18 protein-coding genes are annotated in these 18,556 nt (G+C 63.5%); 7 read left to right on the forward strand and 11 right to left on the reverse strand.

Going from position 1 to position 18,556, the window contains the following annotated elements; all coding sequences use genetic code 11:
* Nucleotides 1–2: 2 nt before the first annotated feature.
* From Q8R81_RS14945 to Q8R81_RS14960, 4 genes are all read right to left on the reverse strand, one after another.
* On the reverse strand, nt 3–1,520 hold the full coding sequence (locus Q8R81_RS14945; RefSeq protein ID WP_305619174.1) for an XrtA system polysaccharide chain length determinant: 1,518 nt from the start codon (nt 1,518–1,520) through the stop codon (nt 3–5).
* A gap of 25 nt (nt 1,521–1,545) precedes the next feature.
* Nucleotides 1,546–2,166, reverse strand: a complete 621-nt coding sequence (locus Q8R81_RS14950; RefSeq protein WP_371135389.1) for an XrtA/PEP-CTERM system exopolysaccharide export protein — start codon at nt 2,164–2,166, stop codon at nt 1,546–1,548.
* 252 nt (nt 2,167–2,418) lie between these two features.
* The gene (locus Q8R81_RS14955; RefSeq protein WP_305619178.1) at nt 2,419–3,645 is read right to left on the reverse strand and encodes a pyridoxal-dependent decarboxylase, exosortase A system-associated; all 1,227 of its coding nucleotides are present in this window, start codon (nt 3,643–3,645) and stop codon (nt 2,419–2,421) included.
* On the reverse strand, nt 3,642–5,168 hold the full coding sequence (locus tag Q8R81_RS14960; protein WP_305619422.1) for an acyl-CoA ligase (AMP-forming), exosortase A system-associated: 1,527 nt from the start codon (nt 5,166–5,168) through the stop codon (nt 3,642–3,644). The genes Q8R81_RS14955 and Q8R81_RS14960 overlap by 4 nt, the downstream gene beginning before the upstream one ends.
* Before the next feature lie 87 nt (nt 5,169–5,255).
* On the opposite strand from Q8R81_RS14960, the gene Q8R81_RS14965 reads away from it, so the two are divergent.
* The 4 genes from Q8R81_RS14965 to Q8R81_RS14980 all read left to right on the forward strand — a co-directional run bounded on the left by Q8R81_RS14965 (nt 5,256) and on the right by Q8R81_RS14980 (nt 8,000).
* Entirely contained in the window at nt 5,256–6,191 is a 936-nt protein-coding gene (locus Q8R81_RS14965; protein WP_305619181.1) for a GNAT family N-acetyltransferase, read from the forward strand.
* A 71-nt stretch (nt 6,192–6,262) separates the two neighbouring features.
* On the forward strand, nt 6,263–6,538 hold the full coding sequence (locus Q8R81_RS14970; protein WP_305619183.1) for an acyl carrier protein: 276 nt from the start codon (nt 6,263–6,265) through the stop codon (nt 6,536–6,538).
* 2 nt (nt 6,539–6,540) lie between these two features.
* Entirely contained in the window at nt 6,541–7,212 is a 672-nt protein-coding gene (locus tag Q8R81_RS14975; RefSeq protein WP_305619185.1) for a hypothetical protein, read from the forward strand.
* A complete protein-coding gene (locus tag Q8R81_RS14980) occupies nt 7,209–8,000 on the forward strand; it encodes a hydrolase 1, exosortase A system-associated (RefSeq protein ID WP_305619187.1) in 792 nt (263 codons plus the stop codon). Before Q8R81_RS14975 ends, Q8R81_RS14980 begins: the two co-directional genes overlap by 4 nt.
* Before the next feature lie 101 nt (nt 8,001–8,101).
* On the opposite strand, the gene trxB is transcribed toward Q8R81_RS14980, so the two are convergent.
* The gene (gene trxB / locus Q8R81_RS14985) at nt 8,102–9,070 is read right to left on the reverse strand and encodes a thioredoxin-disulfide reductase (RefSeq protein ID WP_305619189.1); all 969 of its coding nucleotides are present in this window, start codon (nt 9,068–9,070) and stop codon (nt 8,102–8,104) included.
* Nucleotides 9,071–9,275: 205 nt separating this feature from the next.
* On the opposite strand from trxB, the gene add reads away from it, so the two are divergent.
* Nucleotides 9,276–10,388: an adenosine deaminase gene (add, locus tag Q8R81_RS14990; protein WP_305619191.1), complete on the forward strand. Its 1,113-nt coding sequence runs from the start codon at nt 9,276–9,278 to the stop codon at nt 10,386–10,388.
* Between the two features lie 6 nt (nt 10,389–10,394).
* Here the strand turns inward: add and Q8R81_RS14995 are convergent, their stop codons facing one another.
* The 5 genes from Q8R81_RS14995 to Q8R81_RS15015 form a co-directional block, all read right to left on the reverse strand.
* A complete protein-coding gene (locus Q8R81_RS14995; protein ID WP_305619193.1) occupies nt 10,395–11,204 on the reverse strand; it encodes a tyrosine-protein phosphatase in 810 nt (269 codons plus the stop codon).
* A 59-nt stretch (nt 11,205–11,263) separates the two neighbouring features.
* Nucleotides 11,264–11,653 (reverse strand): response regulator, encoded by a 390-nt coding sequence (locus Q8R81_RS15000; RefSeq protein WP_305619195.1) that lies wholly within the window; start codon nt 11,651–11,653, stop codon nt 11,264–11,266.
* Nucleotides 11,650–12,747, reverse strand: coding sequence for a PAS domain-containing protein (locus Q8R81_RS15005; protein WP_305619197.1), 1,098 nt, complete (start codon nt 12,745–12,747; stop codon nt 11,650–11,652). The genes Q8R81_RS15000 and Q8R81_RS15005 overlap by 4 nt, the downstream gene beginning before the upstream one ends.
* Before the next feature lie 72 nt (nt 12,748–12,819).
* Nucleotides 12,820–13,254 (reverse strand): hotdog fold thioesterase, encoded by a 435-nt coding sequence (locus Q8R81_RS15010; protein WP_305619199.1) that lies wholly within the window; start codon nt 13,252–13,254, stop codon nt 12,820–12,822.
* The gene (locus Q8R81_RS15015; protein WP_305619201.1) at nt 13,251–14,453 is read right to left on the reverse strand and encodes a M20 family metallopeptidase; all 1,203 of its coding nucleotides are present in this window, start codon (nt 14,451–14,453) and stop codon (nt 13,251–13,253) included. The genes Q8R81_RS15010 and Q8R81_RS15015 overlap by 4 nt, the downstream gene beginning before the upstream one ends.
* Before the next feature lie 133 nt (nt 14,454–14,586).
* Here Q8R81_RS15015 and Q8R81_RS15020 point away from each other — a divergent pair, with 133 nt between their 5' ends.
* Nucleotides 14,587–15,834 carry an acetyl-CoA C-acetyltransferase gene (locus tag Q8R81_RS15020; RefSeq protein WP_305619203.1) on the forward strand — a complete coding sequence of 416 codons (1,248 nt, stop codon included), beginning with the start codon at nt 14,587–14,589 and terminating at the stop codon, nt 15,832–15,834.
* 103 nt (nt 15,835–15,937) lie between these two features.
* Complete coding sequence (locus Q8R81_RS15025) at nt 15,938–16,951, forward strand: sensor histidine kinase (RefSeq protein ID WP_305619206.1); 1,014 nt, start codon at nt 15,938–15,940, stop codon at nt 16,949–16,951.
* Nucleotides 16,952–17,124: 173 nt separating this feature from the next.
* Here the strand turns inward: Q8R81_RS15025 and Q8R81_RS15030 are convergent, their stop codons facing one another.
* Nucleotides 17,125–18,459 (reverse strand): M28 family peptidase, encoded by a 1,335-nt coding sequence (locus Q8R81_RS15030; protein ID WP_305619208.1) that lies wholly within the window; start codon nt 18,457–18,459, stop codon nt 17,125–17,127.
* Nucleotides 18,460–18,556 lie beyond the last annotated feature (97 nt).

Genomic DNA, 18,556 nt, shown 5'->3' on the forward strand with positions numbered 1-18,556 from the left:
CCTCAGGCCACCATGCCGCGCTTCAGCATTTCCACGCCGAGCAGGACGAACAGGACAACGAACAGGCCAGCCAGGCCCCCTGCAAACCACTTGAGCCGCTTCGCCCGTTCAGCCCGCGCCAGACGGGTTACTGCTTCGGACACGCCGCCCAGCACAGGCAGGCCGGTGGAACGTTCAAGCTGGCCCGTGGTCGAATAGGCAGACTTCAACTGCGCCAGCGCAAAGGCCCCAGCCCCGCCCGCGCCGATCCCCACAACCAGCACCAGCATCAGCAGGATCGGGCGATCAGGCGCAGAAGGACCGGTCGGCATCGTCGGCGGATCGATCACTTCAAACTTCACCGCGTCGCGCTCAGTCTCAACCTGTCCGCGCAAGCGCAGCTGTTCGCGGTCACGCAGCAACTTGTCGTACTGCTCTTTGTAGACGTCATAATCGCGGCTGATGCGCGCAGCTTCGGCAGCCACGGTCGGCTCGCTGAACTGCTGTGCGGAAAGCTGCGCGATCTCTGCCTGAAGTGATCCCTTGCGCGATTGTAGCGCCACAATGCTCGCCTCACGATCGGCCTTGATCGAAATGAGCGACGAATAGGCCGGATTGAGCGTGCCCCCGCCACCGCCCTCACCCGCAGCCGCCTTTTGCAGGCCGGCAATCTGCCCCTTCACGGCAATCACATCGGGATGGCTGTCGGTCAGCCCGCGCGCGCGCATCGACCCAAGATCAGACTGCGCCTGCGACAGCGCGCCTTTGGCTCCGCCCGCCGGGCCTGCCACCGCAATGGTCTGCGGCGTGCCTGAAAGCTGCCCGTTGATGGAAGCCAGCGCGCTTTGTGCCGCCAGCAGGTTCGATTCAACATCGCGCAACTGCCCGCGTGCGGCTTCCAGCTTGGTCGAAATCGAGCCGATGCCGGGAATGAACCCGACGTTCTTGGCCTCGAATTCCGTCCGCTTCAGTTCAGCGGCTTCCAGATCCTTTTTGCGGGTGGCCAGCTGCTGGTCCATGAAGGCCAGCGTATCGGTCATCTCGCCGCGCCCGCCCGCAAGGTTCTCCTCGCGGAAAATGTCGATCATCTTCTGGACGACGTCCTGCGCCAGCTTGGCGTTCTCGCCATCGTTGCGACCGCCGCCGCCTGCATATCCGGTGATCTCGAACAGGTTGTCCTGCTGGCTGACGACTTTCACGTTCTTGCCCAGCCCGGCCACTGCGGCCTGCATCTGCTTGTCGTCGGTCACCTTGTCGCCCAGCCGGGTCGCGCGGATCACCTTTTCCAGGTTCACAGAACTCGTCAGCGTCTGGCGCACGCGCTCGATGTCGCGCTTGCGGTCTCCGCCAATGCCGATCTGGTCGGCCAGCACATCGTCGATCTGCACAAAGATGCGGGCTTTGGATTCATAGCTGTTGGGCACCATCGCCACCACCAGCCAACCGGCCATGCACACCGCCCAGGCAATCGCCAGCGCAATCCAGCGCCGGGTCCAGATGCCGTGGAGCGCGATGCGCACTTCTTCATAGATGCTGGTCATGGCCGCCGTGTTCCCCGCCCGCCGCTCAGAACATCGACTCAGGAATGATGATCACATCGCCCGGCATCAGCAGGACGTTGGCCTTGGTATCGCCCTTGCGCAGGAGATCCCCGATGCGCACGGCATATTCCTTCTGATTGCCCGATTGCTTGTCAAAACGCACCAACCGCGCCTTGTTGGCGGCAGCATATTCGGACAGCCCGCCCACCGCGATCATCGCATCAAGCAGCGTCATGTTCGCGCGGAACGGGATCGATGCGGGCTTTTCGGTTGCCCCCACAATCCGCACCTGCTGGCTGAACGTACCGGCAAACTTGTTGACGATAACCGAAACGATCGGCTCCTGAATGTACTGCGAAAGCTGGAGCTTGATGTCTTCGGACAGCATCGAGGGCGTCTTGCCCACCGCTGGCATGTCGGTGATCAGCGGCGTGGTGATGCGCCCGTCGGGGCGGACCTGCACCGAAGCGCCAAGTTCCGGGTTGCGCCACACAAAGATCGTCAGCTCGTCCAGCGGGCCAATCACATATTCCTCGCCCGGCCCTTCCTGAAGCGCCACGAAAGACGCTGGCGGCAGTTGCGCCCCGCCACCCACGCCGCCGCACCCTGTAAGGGCAAGGCTGAGCATCGCCGTTCCGGCAAGCATGCGGGTTATGCGGGCATTCAGAGGCATGGGTCATCCTTCTTGCTGCGGCTTTCCCTTACCCCTGCGTTCAGGCGCACGGATCGCAGGGACCGCAATTCACGCTCGGCTATCGCCAAAAAGGGTGAAGATTGCGTTAGCCTTGATTGCTGTGAAGGATGACGCCAAGGCTACTTTCGCCCCTGTCCCGAAGCGGGACTGCCTTGGATGTAATGGTTAACGGTGGGAACCTATCCCACTGTCATGCAAAGATTTTCAGATCAGAACTTCGCGCGCCGGGCCTTGCCCAAGGAACGCGGCGGGGCTGGCGCTGGCCCCATAAGCCCCGGCGCAGAAAATTGCGACCAGATCGCCCACGTCAGCCTTGGGAAACCCGCCCTTGTCGGCCAGCCGGTCAAGCGGGGTGCAAAGACAGCCGACGATACTGGCCTCTTCCGCCACCTCAGCGCCAAAACGCGTGGCGATGGCGCTGGGATAGTTGCGGCGCACCACCGTGCCGAAGTTTCCGGACGCGGCAAGCTGGTGATGCAGTCCGCCATCGGTGACGAGATAGACCTCGCCGTGGCTAACCTTGCGGTCCACTACAGTGGCCAGATAAACCCCCGATTCGCCAACGAGATAGCGGCCTAGCTCAATGCAGAACGCCGTCTCTTTCAGCGCATCGGGCAAATCGGCAAAGCGCTCGGCCAGCGCCTCCCCTACGGCGGCGATGTCTACCGGTTCGTCACCGGGGAAATAGGGAATGCCAAAGCCACCCCCCAGATTGCACTTTGGCAGCGCTGCGCCAATCTCGTCCGCCAGCCGCGCGGCGAGCGTCAACGTTTGCCGCTGCGTCTCGATAATCGCGTCGGCGGAGAGCGCCTGACTTCCTGCGAAGATATGAAACCCCCGCCAATCCGCACCGGCTTCGATCAACTTGCGGCCCAGCGCGGGCACACGCTCTTCATCGATGCCGAACGGTTTGGCCCCGCCACCCATCTTCATGCCCGATCCCTTCAGATCGAACTCCGGGTTCACGCGGATGGCCAGCTTCGGCGTCACGCCCAGCCGCTCAGCAATCGCCAAAGCGCGGTTGGCCTCGCCCTCGGATTCAAGGTTCAGCGTCACCCCCGCCGTAATCGCCGCTTCCAGTTCAGCATCGCGCTTTCCCGGCCCGGCAAAGCTGACACGGGCCGGATCGATTCCCGCGCCCTGCACGATCGCCAGTTCCCCGCCCGAGGCGATGTCGAACCCGTCGACCAGATTCAGCATGTGCTTCAGAAGTGGTGCGTAAGGATTTGCTTTGACGGCATAATGTATCGCCAACTGCTCCGGCATTGCAGCCCGAAGCGCCGCGACCCGAGCGGACAGCATATCGCGCGAATAGACGAACAATGGCGTGCCGCCCGCCTCGGCGACCAGATCGGTCACCTTGCGTCCGGCAATGGCCAGCACACCGTCGATAGCGTCAAATCCGGGCGGAATGGGGCCAAGCGGTTTCATGGCGTCATGTCCTCGGCCAGTTCGGCAGCCAGCGCAACCCGGTCCAATTTGCCATTCGGGCTGACCGGCATGGCATCGCGCCAATGAACATGGCGCGGCACCATGAAATTGGGCAGCGCCCGCGTAAGTGCCGGAACAAGCGCATCTTTCTCAGCATCCGGCGCAGCCCGCGCGACCAAGTGGATCGCCTGCCCCAGTTGCGGATCGGGCAGACCCAGCGCCACCGCCTCGGCCACGATCCCCGTTGCCACCGCCGCTTCTTCCACTTCCTGCGGGCTGACGCGGTTGCCGCTGGTCTTGATCATCGCATCGCGCCGCCCGACGAAATGCAGCAATCCCGCCGCGTCCCGCTTCACTCTGTCGCCCGACCACACGGCCATGCCCCCCAGCTTTGAAAACGCAGGCGCTGGCTTGAACCGCTCAGCCGTGCGCTGCGCATCCTGCCAGTACCCTTGCGCCACCAGTGGCCCGGTATGGACCAGTTCGCCCTCTTCCTCCGCCGCAGCTTCCGCACCCAAATCATTGACGACAAGCACTTCTGCGAACGGAATGGCCTTGCCCATCGAGGTCGGGTGCGCGTCCACCAGCGCGGGGTCAAGGAAGGTAGACCGAAACGCCTCGGTCAATCCGTACATCGGGTAAAGATCAGCCTCTGGAAACTTCGTGCGCAGCGCGCGAACCAGCGACAGTGTGAGCGCCCCGCCGCTGTTGGTCATGCGCTTCAGGCTCGCCGCAGCGTCCTCCGGCCAATCGAGTTCCGCCAGTTGCAGCCACAGCGGCGGCACGGCGGCAATGGTCGTAACCCCATGTTTCGCCACCGCTTTCACCACATCACGCGGCGTCAGGTAATCGAGCGGCACCACGCTGCCACCTGCATACCAGGTCGAAAGCAACTGGTTCTGACCGTAATCGAACGCCAGCGGCAGCACCGCAAGCACGCGATCTGTCGGCACAATTTTCAGGTAATGCGCCACGCTGACGGCACCGAGCCAGAGGTTCGCCTGCGAAAGCATGACGCCCTTGGGCCGCCCGGTCGATCCGCTGGTGTAGAGGATCGCGGCAAGGCTATCGGGCGTCGCATCCGATGGCGGCAGTTCTCCGCCCTGCTCATCGACTTCACCCCAAACCAGCGGTTCCTCGAACACCGCACACGCAGTATCGCCCGGCTCAAGCGTATCCAGCCGGGTCTTGTTGGCGATCAGCAGTGCTGCCCCAGAATCGCCAAGGATATGCGCCACTTGCGCACGCTTGAGCAGCGGATTGACCGGCACATGCACCAGCCCGGCGCGCACTGCGGCCAGCGGCATCAGGCACGAAAGTTCGGTCTTGGGCAGCCACGTCGCCACCCGCGCGCCCGCTTCGCCCACCTGCGATTTCAGCCACTTCGCAAGGCTTCCTACACGCGCGTTTAACTCTTCATGGCTAAGAGTGCGGTCGCGCAGCACCAGCGCAGGCGCGGTGCGTGCCCCGCGCAGAGCAAGGTGATCGAGCGGAAAGACAGTGGGATCGGGGCTTTCGGGCACGCAGGTCTCGGCACAGGAATTGGTATCGTTTTGCAGGTCTATCACGCCAGTCTTAAGGAAGCGCAAGCGGATGCGGGCGTTCTTGCCGTGCAAGGCCCGTCTCCCTTCGAGCGGCTCGACTGGCTCGCCCTGCTTTCCGAAATGTGCCTCGCCCCCGCAAAACCGCGCGTAAGCGTTGCCTCCAACGGTGCGCGGGTGGCCGCGCTCCCTTGGATGGAAGCGCATGGCGGGGCCGAGGCGCTGGCGAACTGGTACAACTTTATTGCGCGTCCGCTGGGTGATGCGGCGCTTCTTTCAGAGATCACGCGAAGTCTGCCTATGGGCCGCGCGTCCTTTGCGCCGATGCCGGAAGATGATGCACGCGCGCTGGCCGATGCGCTGCGCCGCACAGGTTGGGTCGTGATTTCAGAGCCTTGCGACTCTAACCACATCTTGCCTGTGAAGAACCGCAGCTTCGCGCAATACTGGGCCACCCGCCCCGGCGCGCTGCGCGAAACGGTGCGGCGAAAGGGACGCAAGGGCGAAGTGGGCTTGCGCATCGTCACCGAATTCTCGCCCGCCGATTGGGACGCTTACGAGGCGGTCTACAAGCTCAGTTGGAAGCCCGGCGAAGGGTCTCCCGATTTCCTGCGGCGGTGGGCGGAAATGGACGGTGCGGCGGGGCGTTTGCGGCTGGGGATTGCCGAGATTGGCGGGCAACCGGTGGCCGCGCAGTTCTGGACCGTAGAGGGCGGCACCGCCTTCATTCACAAGCTGGCGCATGATGAGCGCTTTCGCAAGCAATCGCCCGGCACGCTGCTGAGCAAGGCGATGTTCGAGCATGTCATTGATCGCGATGGCGTTTCTCTGGTGGATTTCGGGACCGGCGACGATCCCTACAAGCGCGACTGGATGGAAGACGTGCGCACCCGCTGGCGTGTACGGGCGTGGCGCAAGGGTGCTGTGCGGCACTGGCCCGCCATGATCCGCGCTGTGGGGAGGCACAAGCTGCAACCCCTTGTTTCCCCGAACCGCGATGGTTAAGGCCGGTTTTCTGAACGACACCTAGATGCACCTAACTGCACCTAGACGCACTTGAACGGCACCGGGATACGATGAGCGACACTGAGAGCGACACCGACAGCACCCTCCGCGCGATCCTTTCCGACGTGCTTGGACTCTCCCCGGACCGGGTCGCCGCGTTCGACGCTGCAACCGGCCTGTTCGGCGATCTGCCCGAACTGGATTCGATGGCTGTCGCAGGGCTGCTGACCGAAATCGAAGACCGGCTCGACGTAGTGATCGAGGACGACGAGGTGGATGGCGAGTTGCTGGAAAGCTATGGCAATCTCCTCGCGTTCCTCGAAGGCAAAGTCGCCGAGAAGGCCTGAATGTGATTGCATCCTGGCCCTGCCCCGGCCCGCATGGGCAGAGCGAGGAGTACGCTTTCGCCTTTGATCGCGGGCGCATGGTGCGGCTGCTGATCGTGCCTGCCCTGTTCGACGAAGCCAACCGCACGCGGCGGATGCTGGTCGATACGATGCGCCTGCTGGATGAAGCGGGCGTGGACAGTTTTCTGCCCGATCTGCCCGGCTGCAACGAGAGTTTACAGGACTTTTCCGCCCAAAGCCTGCACGCATGGCAACGCGCGATGACGCAGGCGGCGCGCCACTTTGGCGCGACGGATGTGCTGGCGGTGCGCGGTGGCGCGCTGGTGTTTCCGCATACTCTGCCGGGGCTGGTTCTGGAACCGGCCAAGGGCGGTTCGATCCTGCGGCAACTGCTGCGCGCCCGCGTGATTTCAGCGCGCGAGGCGGGGCGGCAGGAGGACAGCGCGGCGTTGCTGGAGGCTGGGCGCAGCGAGGGGCTGGAACTGGCGGGCTGGCATTGTGGGGCATCGCTGATCGCCGGGCTTGAGAGCGCGACGGCGCAGATTGAAGGCCAACGCATTGTTTCACAAAGTGAACTGGGCGGCGGCGGACTTTGGCTGCGGGCCGAACCAGCCGCCGCGCCCGAGCAATCGGCCGCGCTGGCGCAGATCGTGCTGGCGGAGATCGCCACATGACGCGGCGGCAGGTGACGTTCCTGTGCGAGGGGGCGCGGCTGTTCGGCACGCTCGATATCGGGCAGGCGAGCGGGGCGACCGGACTGCTGATCGTATCGGGCGGGAATGAACTGCGCGCCGGGGCGTGGTGTGGGCAGGCGCAGCTTGCCGCCAAGCTTTCACGCGAGGGCTTTCCGGTGTTCCGCTATGACCGGCGCGGGGTGGGTGACAGTGAGGGCGAGAACCCGACCTTCCGCCATTCCGGGGCTGATATTGCGGCGGCTGTTGCGGCATTCAAGGCTGCCGCACCTCACGTTTCGCGCGTGGTGGCTTTTGGCAATTGCGATGCGGCGGCGGCCCTGATGCTGTTTGCGCCCGAGCTGCCGCTGGCTGGACTGGTGCTGGCCAATCCGTGGACGATCGATGGTGAGGAAGCCCCGCAGGCTATGCCAGCTTCGGCGATCCGCAGCCGTTATCTCGCCAAGCTGACCAATCCGCGCGAGATCTGGCGGTTGCTGACCGGCGGGGTCAATCTTGGCAAGCTGTTCAAGGGGTTGCGTAGTGCTGCGGCAGTAGCGCCCGCTGCGCCTTCAGGGCTGGTGGCAGAAATGGAGGCGGGTCTAGCGGCGTTTGGTGGGCCGGTTTCCATCCTGCTGGCAAGCGGCGACCGGACGGCGCAGATGTTTGCCGAAGTGTGGGATCGCGCCGATCCGCGTGTGCAGCGGATCGATAGCGGATCGCACAGCTTTTCCGACGAGGCCGCGCGGACGTGGTTGCAGGCGCGTTTGGTGGAGGCGCTGCACGTTTGATGTTGGGGTGATGGGGTGACATGCCCTCCCCCAACCCCTCCCGCTTGCGGGAGGGGAGATTCAATAGCGCCCCTCCCGCAGGCAGGAGGGGAGTCTGCAGCTTACGCTTCGACTGTCTGAGTGGCCTTGTAATCCAAGTCCGCAAGGAAGCGTTCGGCGTCCAGCGCGGCCATGCAGCCGGTGCCTGCTGCAGTCACGGCCTGACGATAGGTGTGGTCCATCACGTCACCGCAAGCAAAGACGCCCGGAATGGCGGTCTTGGGGGTGCCGGGTTCCACCACGATGTAGCCGCTGTCATCGAGTTCCAGCTTACCCTTGAACAGTTCGGTGGCGGGCGCGTGGCCGATGGCAACGAAGGCTCCGTCGGTCAGCGCGATCGATTGTTCACCAGTGACGGTATCGATCAGCTTCACGCCGGTCAGGCCCTTGCCGTCTTCGCTGACGAAGCTGTCGACCTTCTGATTCCAGAGCACCTTGATATTGGGATGCGCGTGGAGGCGGTCCTGCAGGATCTTTTCGGCGCGCAGGCTGTCACGACGGTGGATCAGGGTGACGTCGGTTGAGTGGTTGGTGAGGTAGAGCGCCTCTTCCACAGCCGTGTTGCCGCCGCCGATCACGACGACTTTCTTGCCGCGATAGAAGAACCCGTCACACGTGGCGCAGGCCGAAACGCCCTTGCCCGAGAGTTCCTGTTCGCCGGGAACGCCAAGCCATTTGGCCTGCGCACCGGTGGCGATGACCAGAACGTCGCCTTCATAGACATCGCCGCTGTCACCCGTGGCGCGGAAGGGCGAGCCGTCCATCGTCACATCAAGGATCGTGTCCCACATCATGCGCGTGCCGACGTGTTCGGCCTGGGCCTGCATTTCCTGCATCAGCCACGGCCCCTGGATCACATCGCGGAAGCCGGGGTAGTTTTCCACATCGGTGGTGATGGTCAGCTGCCCACCGGGCTGGAGGCCCTGCACCACGATCGGCTGCATGCCAGCGCGCGCGCCATAGATGGCGGCAGAAAGTCCGGCCGGGCCGGAGCCGATGATGAGCATGCGGGTCTTGTGCGTGGTCGCCATGCGAATGTCCTCCAATTGCCAAGCGAGATAGGCAGCGCGGGGGCGAAAAGCGAGTCCGGCAAAGGGGCTTTATCCGCAAGTATCGGACAGAATTTCTTGGGAGCACCCTGCGCGCATTTTGCCGACGCCGCGTTGCGCAAAAGGCTTTTGACAGCAGCGCCTACCCCACCCGACAAGCGCAGAGGAATTGCAGGGGGCAAAGGGCATGGATCGCAGGGACTTCATCAGGGGACTGGCCGCAACCACTGCCATATTCGCCTTGCCGGGGCGCGGTGGCGCAGTGGCACCGGTCAGCGATCCAGCGCTGGCGGCGTTCATCCGGGGCATGCCCAAGAGCGAATACCACGTGCATCTGGAAGGCACACTGGAAGCCGAAATGAAGTTCGCGCTGGCGAAGCGCAACGGCATGAACCTGCCCTTTGCCGATGTGGCGGCGATGAAGGCCAGCTATATCTATCACGATCTGCCGAGCTTCCTTGCCATCTACTATGACGGAATGAAGGTTCTGCAGAAGGAACCGGACTTCTATGACCTTGCCTATGCCTATCTGGCCAAGGCGGCATCACAGAACGTGATCTATGCCGAGATGTTCTTCGATCCGCAGGAGCACCTGAAACGCGGCGTGGCGATGGCCGACATGATTGGCGGGATCACGCGGGCACGCGGGGATGCCGAGGCCAAGCTGGGAATCCGTTCGCAATTGATCCTGTGCTTTGTGCGCGATCATTCAGCGCAAAGCGCGATGGCGGCGTTGGATGCCGCTCTGCCGTTCAAGGCCGATTTGGTGGGCGTGGGGCTGGACAGCGATGAGGCAGGCAATCCGCCCGAAAAGTTCCGCGAACACTTCGCCAAAGCGCGCGCGAACGGGTTGAAAGTGACCGCACATTGCGACGTGGACCAGACAGACACGTTGCGCAATATCCGCACCGTGCTGACCGATCTGAAGGTGGACCGGATCGACCACGGCGGCAACATCGTACAGTCTCCCGAACTGGTGGCGATTGCCAAGGCGCGCGGCATATATTTCACGGTCTGCCCAACCTTTTCGGGCACGCTGAGACGCACTGAAAAGGTGCCGGTGGACGTCGTGCGGGCAATGATGGACGCGGGACTGAAAGTCACGATCTCGTCCGACGACCCGGCCTATATGGGCAGCGAGTACGTGGACGACGTGCTGATCCGGGCAGTAGAGCGCAGCCAACTGACGCGCGCAGAATTGATCGCGATTGCACGCAACGGGTTTGAGGCGGCGTGGCTGCCGGAAACCGACCAGTCCGCGATGCTGGCGCGGCTTGATGCTTACGTGAAGGCCGCGTGACCTGCCTCAAGCCTCGACCAGGTTGCGCTCCATCGCTTGCAGCATTTCAGGGGTAACGCCCAGCACTTCGCGCGCATAGCGTTCCGTGTTGCCGTAGCTTTCGCGGATCGCAGCAAAGGCAGTTTCGAGGAACGGGGCTTCGACGCCCATCAGTACCCGGACGGCGGCATCGTCCATGCTGACGCCGAAGCCTTGGCGGACATGGCGTGCGCCCGCTTCGATGCGAGCTTCGGCGTTGCCGGCGGTGTTGGTGAGCAAATAGTCTGCCATGATGTCATCACCGTGGACGCCAAGCAGATCGTGAACCAAGGCAGCGGCCACACCAGTGCGGTCCTTTCCGGCGAGGCAGTGGAGCAGGCTGGGACCGTCGCGCTCGGCCAGCGCCTTCATGTACAGGCGATACGTGCCGACAAGGACCGGGCGGAAGGGAAGCGTCTGATAAAGGTTGCGCATGGCGCGGCGTGCGTCATCGGGAGTGCGGACATCGCGCGCGGCTTCCTCGTGCGCGGCGCGGCCTGCGGCGCTGGCGGTTTCGCCGGGATGGAACACGACATTTCCGGCAAATTCGGCATGGCGCAGGCAGGGGTTGGCGCGCCGCTCGCTGTCTCCGCGCAAGTCGATGACGGTGGCAATGTCCAAGGTGTGGATGCGGGCGAGGTCTTCGACGGTTGCATCGCTATGCTGGCCTGATCGCCACAGCATGCCCTTGCGCAAACGCCCGGCACGGGCAGCGTATCCGCCATAGTCCCGGAAATTGTGGATGCCCGCCATTTCGAGCACACGCGCTTCGGTTGTCGCTTCGGTCGTCGATGTCATGGGTTCGCCCCGTTTAGCTGCGATTGCTGATGCGCGGGCGAGCGAAATGGCGCAAGGGGTCAATCCAGTCGGATGGCCAGCGGCTCCAGCGCGCGGGCGACAACCACGGCGGCAGGCGTAGGCTTTGGCACCAGCGTGCCGCCAAGGCTGCGCACGGCCTCGTCCATCCGATCAAGGTCGCCGGTGTGCAGGACATAGGGAATGCCCATTCCCGCCAGAGTGCGGGCAACCTGTTCGCAGGTCTGGCCCTGCCCCAGCGAGACATCGAGGATTGCGGCGGAAATCGCGTTGTTCTGCACGATGGCCAGGGCCTCGACGAGATCAAGCGCAGTCAGCGGTTTGCAACCGGCGTCTTCGACCGCAAATTCGAGATCAAGCAGGATCAGCGGTTCGTCATCCAGCACGAGCACACGACACGGCTCGCCCGTGGAAGGAAGGATTCCGGTCATTCTGCGTGGTCTCTCAGGGGTATGTTCAGCTTCGCCTTCAGGCCATCGCTATCCCATTCTCTCACGATACCCCCCCTAGCCATGTTGAGCATCCGGTCGACGATACCGTCGCTGCCACTGCCCATAGCCGGGGCGCCGGGAAGGCTGCCATGCTCGGTCCAATCGATGCAGATGGCGGGGCCATCGGCCGCCCCGTTCCTGCGCCACGCGACGGAGATGTGGCCATCGTTGCTGCTGAGCGCGCCGTGCTTCAGCGCATTGACCGCCAGTTCATGGAGCGAAAGGCCTAGCACCGAGACCGAGGCGAAATCGGAGCGCAGCCCGTTGCCTTCGAAACGGATGCGGGTGCCATCGGGATCGTAGGGCGCGAGGACGGCGCGGATCGCCTGCCCGACTTCGACAGTGCCGCGGTGAGAATCATCCAGCGTGGTTTCATAAGCGCGGCCCAGCGCCTGAATACGCTCGTTGATCTCGCGCGCTTCGGTTTCAATCCCGCGCACGCGACCGGTGAAATTGACGATGCCGCCGATCACCGCGAACATGTTTTTCATGCGGTGGGAAAGTTCGCGCGCAAGATCGCGGGCGTGGCGCTCATCGGCGCGGGCGGCGCGTACATCGGATACGTCCCACTGGCTGCCGAGGATGTAGACCAGCTTTCCATCGGCATCGTAGATCGGGCCGAGGTGCAGCGCGTTCCAGAACGCGGTGCCGTCCTTGCGATAGTTCATCACTTCGACCACCAGCACGTCTTCTTCAGCAATCGCCTTGCGGATCCGGTCGAGCGTACCGCGATCACTTCGCGGACCCTGCAGGAAGCGGCAGTTGCGACCGACGATCTCATGATCATCATATCCGGTGAGTTGCCGAAACGCCTTGTTGGCAAAAACAATCGGCACATCTGACTGGTGCGGATCGCACAGGCATATCGCCATGCGGGTTTGGGCCATAGCCTGTTCGAACAGCACGCCGGACGCTCCTGCGAAGGTATCTTCAGGATGCTCTGCGCGGGCGCGCGCGGCGGTGGTATCAAACGCGGTGTGAGCCTGGTCATTCAGGCCAGTTTCAGGGACGCTGTTGGGAAAATTTCTGTTCATATCAATGGTGCCTGACCACCGAAATGCAGTTCCTAAAGCTTGGTTCCATGAAATGTGATTAAATTCACAGTGTCACTGCCGTTCGCGTGGAATGATGGCCAGCGTAAAGCGCGAAATGCAGACGAGCTTGCCAGCTTCATCCTCAATCCTGATGGACCAGACGTGCGTGGTGCGGCCTAAGGCTTCGGGCCGCGCGGTGGCATAGACCCAGCCTTCGCGCACGGGGCGCAAGTGGTTGGCGTTGATTTCCATGCCCACGCCGAGGAACTTTTCCGGGTCCACGACCATCGCGCCCGCCATTGATCCGAGCGTTTCGGCCAGCGCAACAGAAGCGCCACCGTGGAGCCTGCCGAATGGCTGATGCGTGCGGTGATCGACCGGCATGCGCGCGCGAATCCAGTCCGGCCCGCAATCGACGAACTCGATGCCGAGGTGCGCGGGCATGGACGAACTGCCAAGCTTCGTCAGCCGCTCCATCGACGGCATGACGCCATCCCACCAGATCATGCGGCAAAGCCCTCTGCCAGAAACCGTTGCGCGCAGCCTGCCAGAACGGCGGTGCCAAGCGGGAGGACGCTTTCATCCACCATCATGCGCGTGGAATGGATCGAGCAGCACGAGCGCCAGTCCGCGCCTTCGTGCGCGACGCCGAGGAAGAACATCGCGCCGGGGACTTTTTCCAGCACATAGGAGAAGTCCTCCGCGCCCATGATCGGCGCATCAAGGCGGTGGAATCCGCCATCGCCGCTGATGGCATGCACCACCTTCTCGCCCAGATCGACCGCGCGGGCATCGCAAACGGTGACCGGGAAGCCGGGGGTGATGGTGACCGTGGCGGTCATGCCGTGGGCCTGCGCGATATGCGTGGCGGCCTGATCCAGCACTTCGCGAAGGCGGGCGCGGTTGGTGGGGGAAAGCGTGCGCAAGGTGCCGCGCATCGCCACACTGTCGGCGATGACATTGTGCGCGGTGCCCGCCTCGATCTTTGCCACAGTGGCAACCACCGGATCGCTGACCGGGAACTTGCGCGTGACGAGGGCCTGCAACGCAGTGACGATCTCGCAGGCCACGGGCACCGGATCGAGCGCATCGTGCGGCATCGAGGCATGGCCACCGCGCCCTTCGACCAAGATGTCGAACTGGTCGGCTGAGGCGAGCAGTGCGCCCGCTTTGCCAGCGACCAGCCCGTGGGGGCTGTTGGGCATGATGTGAAGCGCAAAGGCAGCATCGGGCAGTGGATCGATCAACCCATCGTCGAGCATGAAGCGCGCGCCGTGGTAGCCCTCTTCCCCCGGTTGGAACATGAACTGCACTTCGCCTGCCAGTTCGTCGGCACGCGCGCAGAGCAGTTCGGCAGCCCCTGCCAGCATGGCGGTGTGGGTATCGTGGCCGCAGGCGTGCATCGCGCCGGGGATGGTCGAGGCAAAATCGAGGCCCGTCTGCTCGGTCATCGGCAGCGCGTCCATGTCGCCGCGCAGCAGGACTCTTCGGCCTGCGCCTGCCCTGCCTTTCAGTGTGGCGACGAGGCCGGTGGTCGATGGCCCCTCGCGCCATTCGAGCGGCAGATGGGCAAGTGCTGAACGCACCTTGTCGCGCGTTTTGGGCGTGTGCAGGCCGAGTTCCGGCTCCGCGTGGATGGCGCGGCGCAGGGCGACGATGGCGTCGGCATGCCGGTGCGCCTGTTCGAGCAGTTCGTGATGAAGCATGGGGCCTCGCTGTGTGGATGTTCGCGAGGCTGGCAGGTTGCAGCGCCGCTGTCGAGCCTGCCGGTTAAGGGTTGCACACACGCGCTCCTTGCGTTAATCGAGCGATTAAACAAGCCCAGCGGGAGAGTCAGCAATGCCTGAAGCCTATATCATCGACGCCGTCCGCACCCCACGCGGAGTTGGCAAGCCCGGCAAGGGCGCGCTTTCGCATCTGCATCCGCAGCATCTTGCGGCAACGGTGCTCAAGGCGCTGAAAGACCGCAACAATCTTGATACGGCAACGGTGGACGACATCATCTGGTCAACCTCGTCACAGGTGGGCAAGCAGGGCGGCGACCTTGGCCGCATGTCCGCGCTGGCAGCGGGATATGACATCTCGGCCAGCGGCACGACTCTGGATCGCTTCTGCGGCGGCGGCATCACTTCGGTGAACCTTGCCTGCGCTTCGGTCATGTCTGGCATGGAAGATTGCGTGATTGCGGGTGGCACCGAAATGATGAGCTTCCACGCCACGCACGGTGCAGAGCAGGCCAACGCCGGGATCAAGCCATTGGGCATGGGATCGGGCAACATGGCATTGGACGCGATCCACCCGCAATCGCATCAGGGCGTATGCGGTGATGCCATCGCCAGCATCGAAGGCATCAGCCGCGAGGCGCTCGACGGGCTGGCTCTGGTCAGCCAGCAGCGCGCCGACATGGCGATCAAGGAAGGCCGCTTTGCCAAATCGGTCGTGCCGGTGCTGAACGAGGACGGATCGGTCGCGCTGGACCGTGAGGAGTTCCCCCGCCCCGAAACCACTGCCGAGGGTCTGGCCGGACTGAAGCCAAGCTTTGCCGGGCTGGCCGACTTTGACCTTGGCGGCACCACATTCCGCAAGCAGATCAACCGCCGTTACCCCGACGTGGAAATTCAGCACTTCCACCATGCGGGCAATTCCTCGGGCGTGGTCGATGGCGCGGCGGCACTGCTGATCGTCTCGCCCGCCTATGCCGAAAAGCACGGGATGAAGCCGCGTGCGCGCATCGTGGCCTATGCCAATCAGGGCGACGATCCCACGCTGATGCTCAACGCGCCGGTTCCAGCGGCGAAGAAGGTTCTGGCCAAGGCGGGCCTGACCAAGGACGACATCGACGTCTGGGAGATCAACGAAGCCTTCGCCGTGGTTGCCGAAAAGTTCATCCGAGATCTGGAACTGGACCGCTCGAAGGTGAACATCAATGGCGGCGCGATGGCGCTGGGCCACCCTATCGGCGCAACCGGTTCCATCCTGATCGGCACTGCGTTGGATGAACTGGAGCGGTCTGGCGGGCGCTATGGCCTGATTACGATGTGCGCGGCGGGCGGGATGGCCCCGGCCATCGTAATCGAGCGCATCTGACAGACAAATTGCGAATGAAACCATAAGCCCGCCGATTATTTCGGCGGGCTTGTAACTTGTGACATTGCAAAGCATCAATGTTGCTGCCAATCGTCACCCAGATATGCTGCCAGTTGCCCGCGCCCTATTCAGACCCGTTCGCGGCAGGCTGACCGCCTATTCGCTTGCCGTGCTCTTCGCTCTGATAGCAACCGTCGCCCGGTTTGCCGCAGATCATTTGCTGCCGCCCGGCTTCCCGTTCCTGACGTTCTTTCCGGCGGTGATCATCGCCGCGTTTCTGGGCGGGCGCGGTCCCGGCACGGTTTGCGGGGTGCTCAGCCTGCTGGCTTCGTGGTATTATTTCATCCCCCCGATCGAGAGTTTCGCGCTGAGCGTTCCGGTGGCGACAGCGCTGCTGTTCTTCACAGCTGTGGTGGTGGTTGATGTTCTGCTGATCGATGGATTGCAGCAAAGGCAGGCAAGGCTGGAGGACAGCCAGCGCCAGCTTTCCGCGATGGCCGACCAGCAAACCCTGCTGTTCAAGGAACTGCAGCACCGGGTGGCCAATAACCTCGCCTCTGTTTCATCGATGCTGCGCCTGCAACGACGCCAGATTGAGCGTGATCCGGCGTCTGCCATGCGCATTCTGGAAAGCGCGGATACCCGGATCGAATTGATGGGCCGGGTGCACCGCCAGCTTTACGATCCCGCTGCGCGTGAATTGGCCGTGCCTGAACAGATCGAAAGCGTGGTGCGCCATGCGCAGGAAGTGGCCGACGCCAGCCATGTGACGATAAACGTCGATGCGGTTGACGCGCGCATTGCGGTGGACCGCATGATGACCCTGATGCTGCTGGTAACCGAAGTGCTGAACAATTCGATCAAGCACGCCTTTTCTGAGGGGGAACCGGGCGAAGTGCGGCTGACGCTTGAGCGCAGCGGCAATAGCCGCCTGCGCCTGACCATCGCCGACAATGGGAAGGGCTTTGATCCGGCCAGCGGAAACGAGGCCCCGCGCCATCGCGGATTGGGCACGACGATTATCAAGGGCTTCGTCTCGCAACTTGGCGGCGAAGTGACCACCGACAGCCGCAATGGCGTGACGACAGTCGTGGAGTTTCCCGAAAACGCGGATTGAGCGGGGTTTGGGGATTTACAGGCCGAATGACACAATATCACCCCGTCACCCGTTCGTGTCGAGCCATTACCCGTTCGTGTCGAGCGAAGTCGAGACATCGCGCAACGTGTCTCGACTCCGCTCGACACGAACGGAATGGTGTGATGGCTTTGGGTTAGAATGCCATTCTCGTTCTACTCCACCGCAGCAATCGGCCCCGCCTCGTTCGCCACGATCTTCAGCACCTCGGTCCACGCAGCCACATTCTGCGCCAATTCCGCCGGATCGACCTTGTCCAAGGTGTCATCAGGCGTGTGGTGCAGATCGAAGTAGTGCGTGCCGTCCTGATCAAGGTCGACCACGGCAAGCTTTTGCTTGGCGATGACCGGAGCGACATCGGTGCCGCCGCTGGCCTTGCCCGCCCCGCGCACAATGCCCATCGGTGAAAGCGCCGTGGCAATGCGGTCCGTCAGGGCCTTGTTCGCGTCGGCCATGCTGAACGTCACACGCCACACTTTGCCAGCGCCGAAATCGCTTTCCATCGCCAACGCATAAGGTTCTGCGTGCTTATCGGCATAGGCCCTGCCGCCAAAACCGCCCAGTTCCTCTGACCCTGCCCACAATACACGGATCGTGCGCAGGGGCTTGCCGCCTTCCTGCGCCTTCATTGCGGCGGCAGTGATGATCGCGCAGCCTGCCGCATCGTCAATCGCGCCAGTGCCCATATCCCAGCTATCCAGATGGCAGCCCAGCAGGATCGCGGGCAGCGACGGATCGCGCCCCGGCAGATCGGCATAGACGTTGCCCGAAGGCAGCCCGTCAACGGTCTTGCCGGTCAGCGTCAGGTTCAGGCGGATCGGCTTGCCATTGCCGGCGATGCGCGCGATCAGATCGGCGTCCGGGTTTGACACCGCGCCCGCCGGGATGGCCTTCACGCCATCGGGGAACGTGGTGCCGCCGGTGTGCGGATTGCGGTGGCTGTCGGTGCCGATGGAGCGGATCACCGTGGCCAGCGCGCCTTTGCCCGCTGCGATGGCCGGTCCCTGCCTGCGCACAGCGCCATAAGGGCCATAGCCACTGCCATCCTGCGCACGCTTCATTGCGTGGTCGATGAAGGCGATCTTGCCCGTGAGCGAACCAGCGGGCGCGGCTTTCAGCGCATCGAGCGTGGGGAAATAGGCGACTTCACCTTCGACGCCCTTGTCCGGCGTGGTGCCGCTGTAACCCAGCGCGGTGACGGCCAGCCTGAACGGGATTGGCGCGATCAGGCTCGCCTCGTCACGCCCGCGCACGTAGCCACGGATGGTGAAGGGCTCGACCGTAACGTTGCTGAAGCCCAGCGCTTTCAGCCGCGCATCGGCCCAGGTGCGGGCGCGCGCCTCAGCCTCGCTGCCCGGCATGCGCGGGCCGACTTCGCTGGTAAGCCCTGCAAGAATATCCCACGCAACATCGCCCTTTGGCTCCTGCGCATAAGCTGTTGTGGACAGGAGGGCGACGGTGAGCGCGGTGGCGCGGGAAAGGTTTCTCATGCAACCTTGCTATCGTCCTGCTTCCCACCTGCCAAGCCCTGCCGACGCCCTTGTTTGTTACGCCCCGCTTGCCCGCGCGGTTCCTAGCCGGTAGAGG

The organism is Novosphingobium sp. (assembly GCF_030696665.1).
In the GTDB taxonomy this organism is placed as follows: Bacteria; Pseudomonadota; Alphaproteobacteria; order Sphingomonadales; family Sphingomonadaceae; genus Novosphingobium.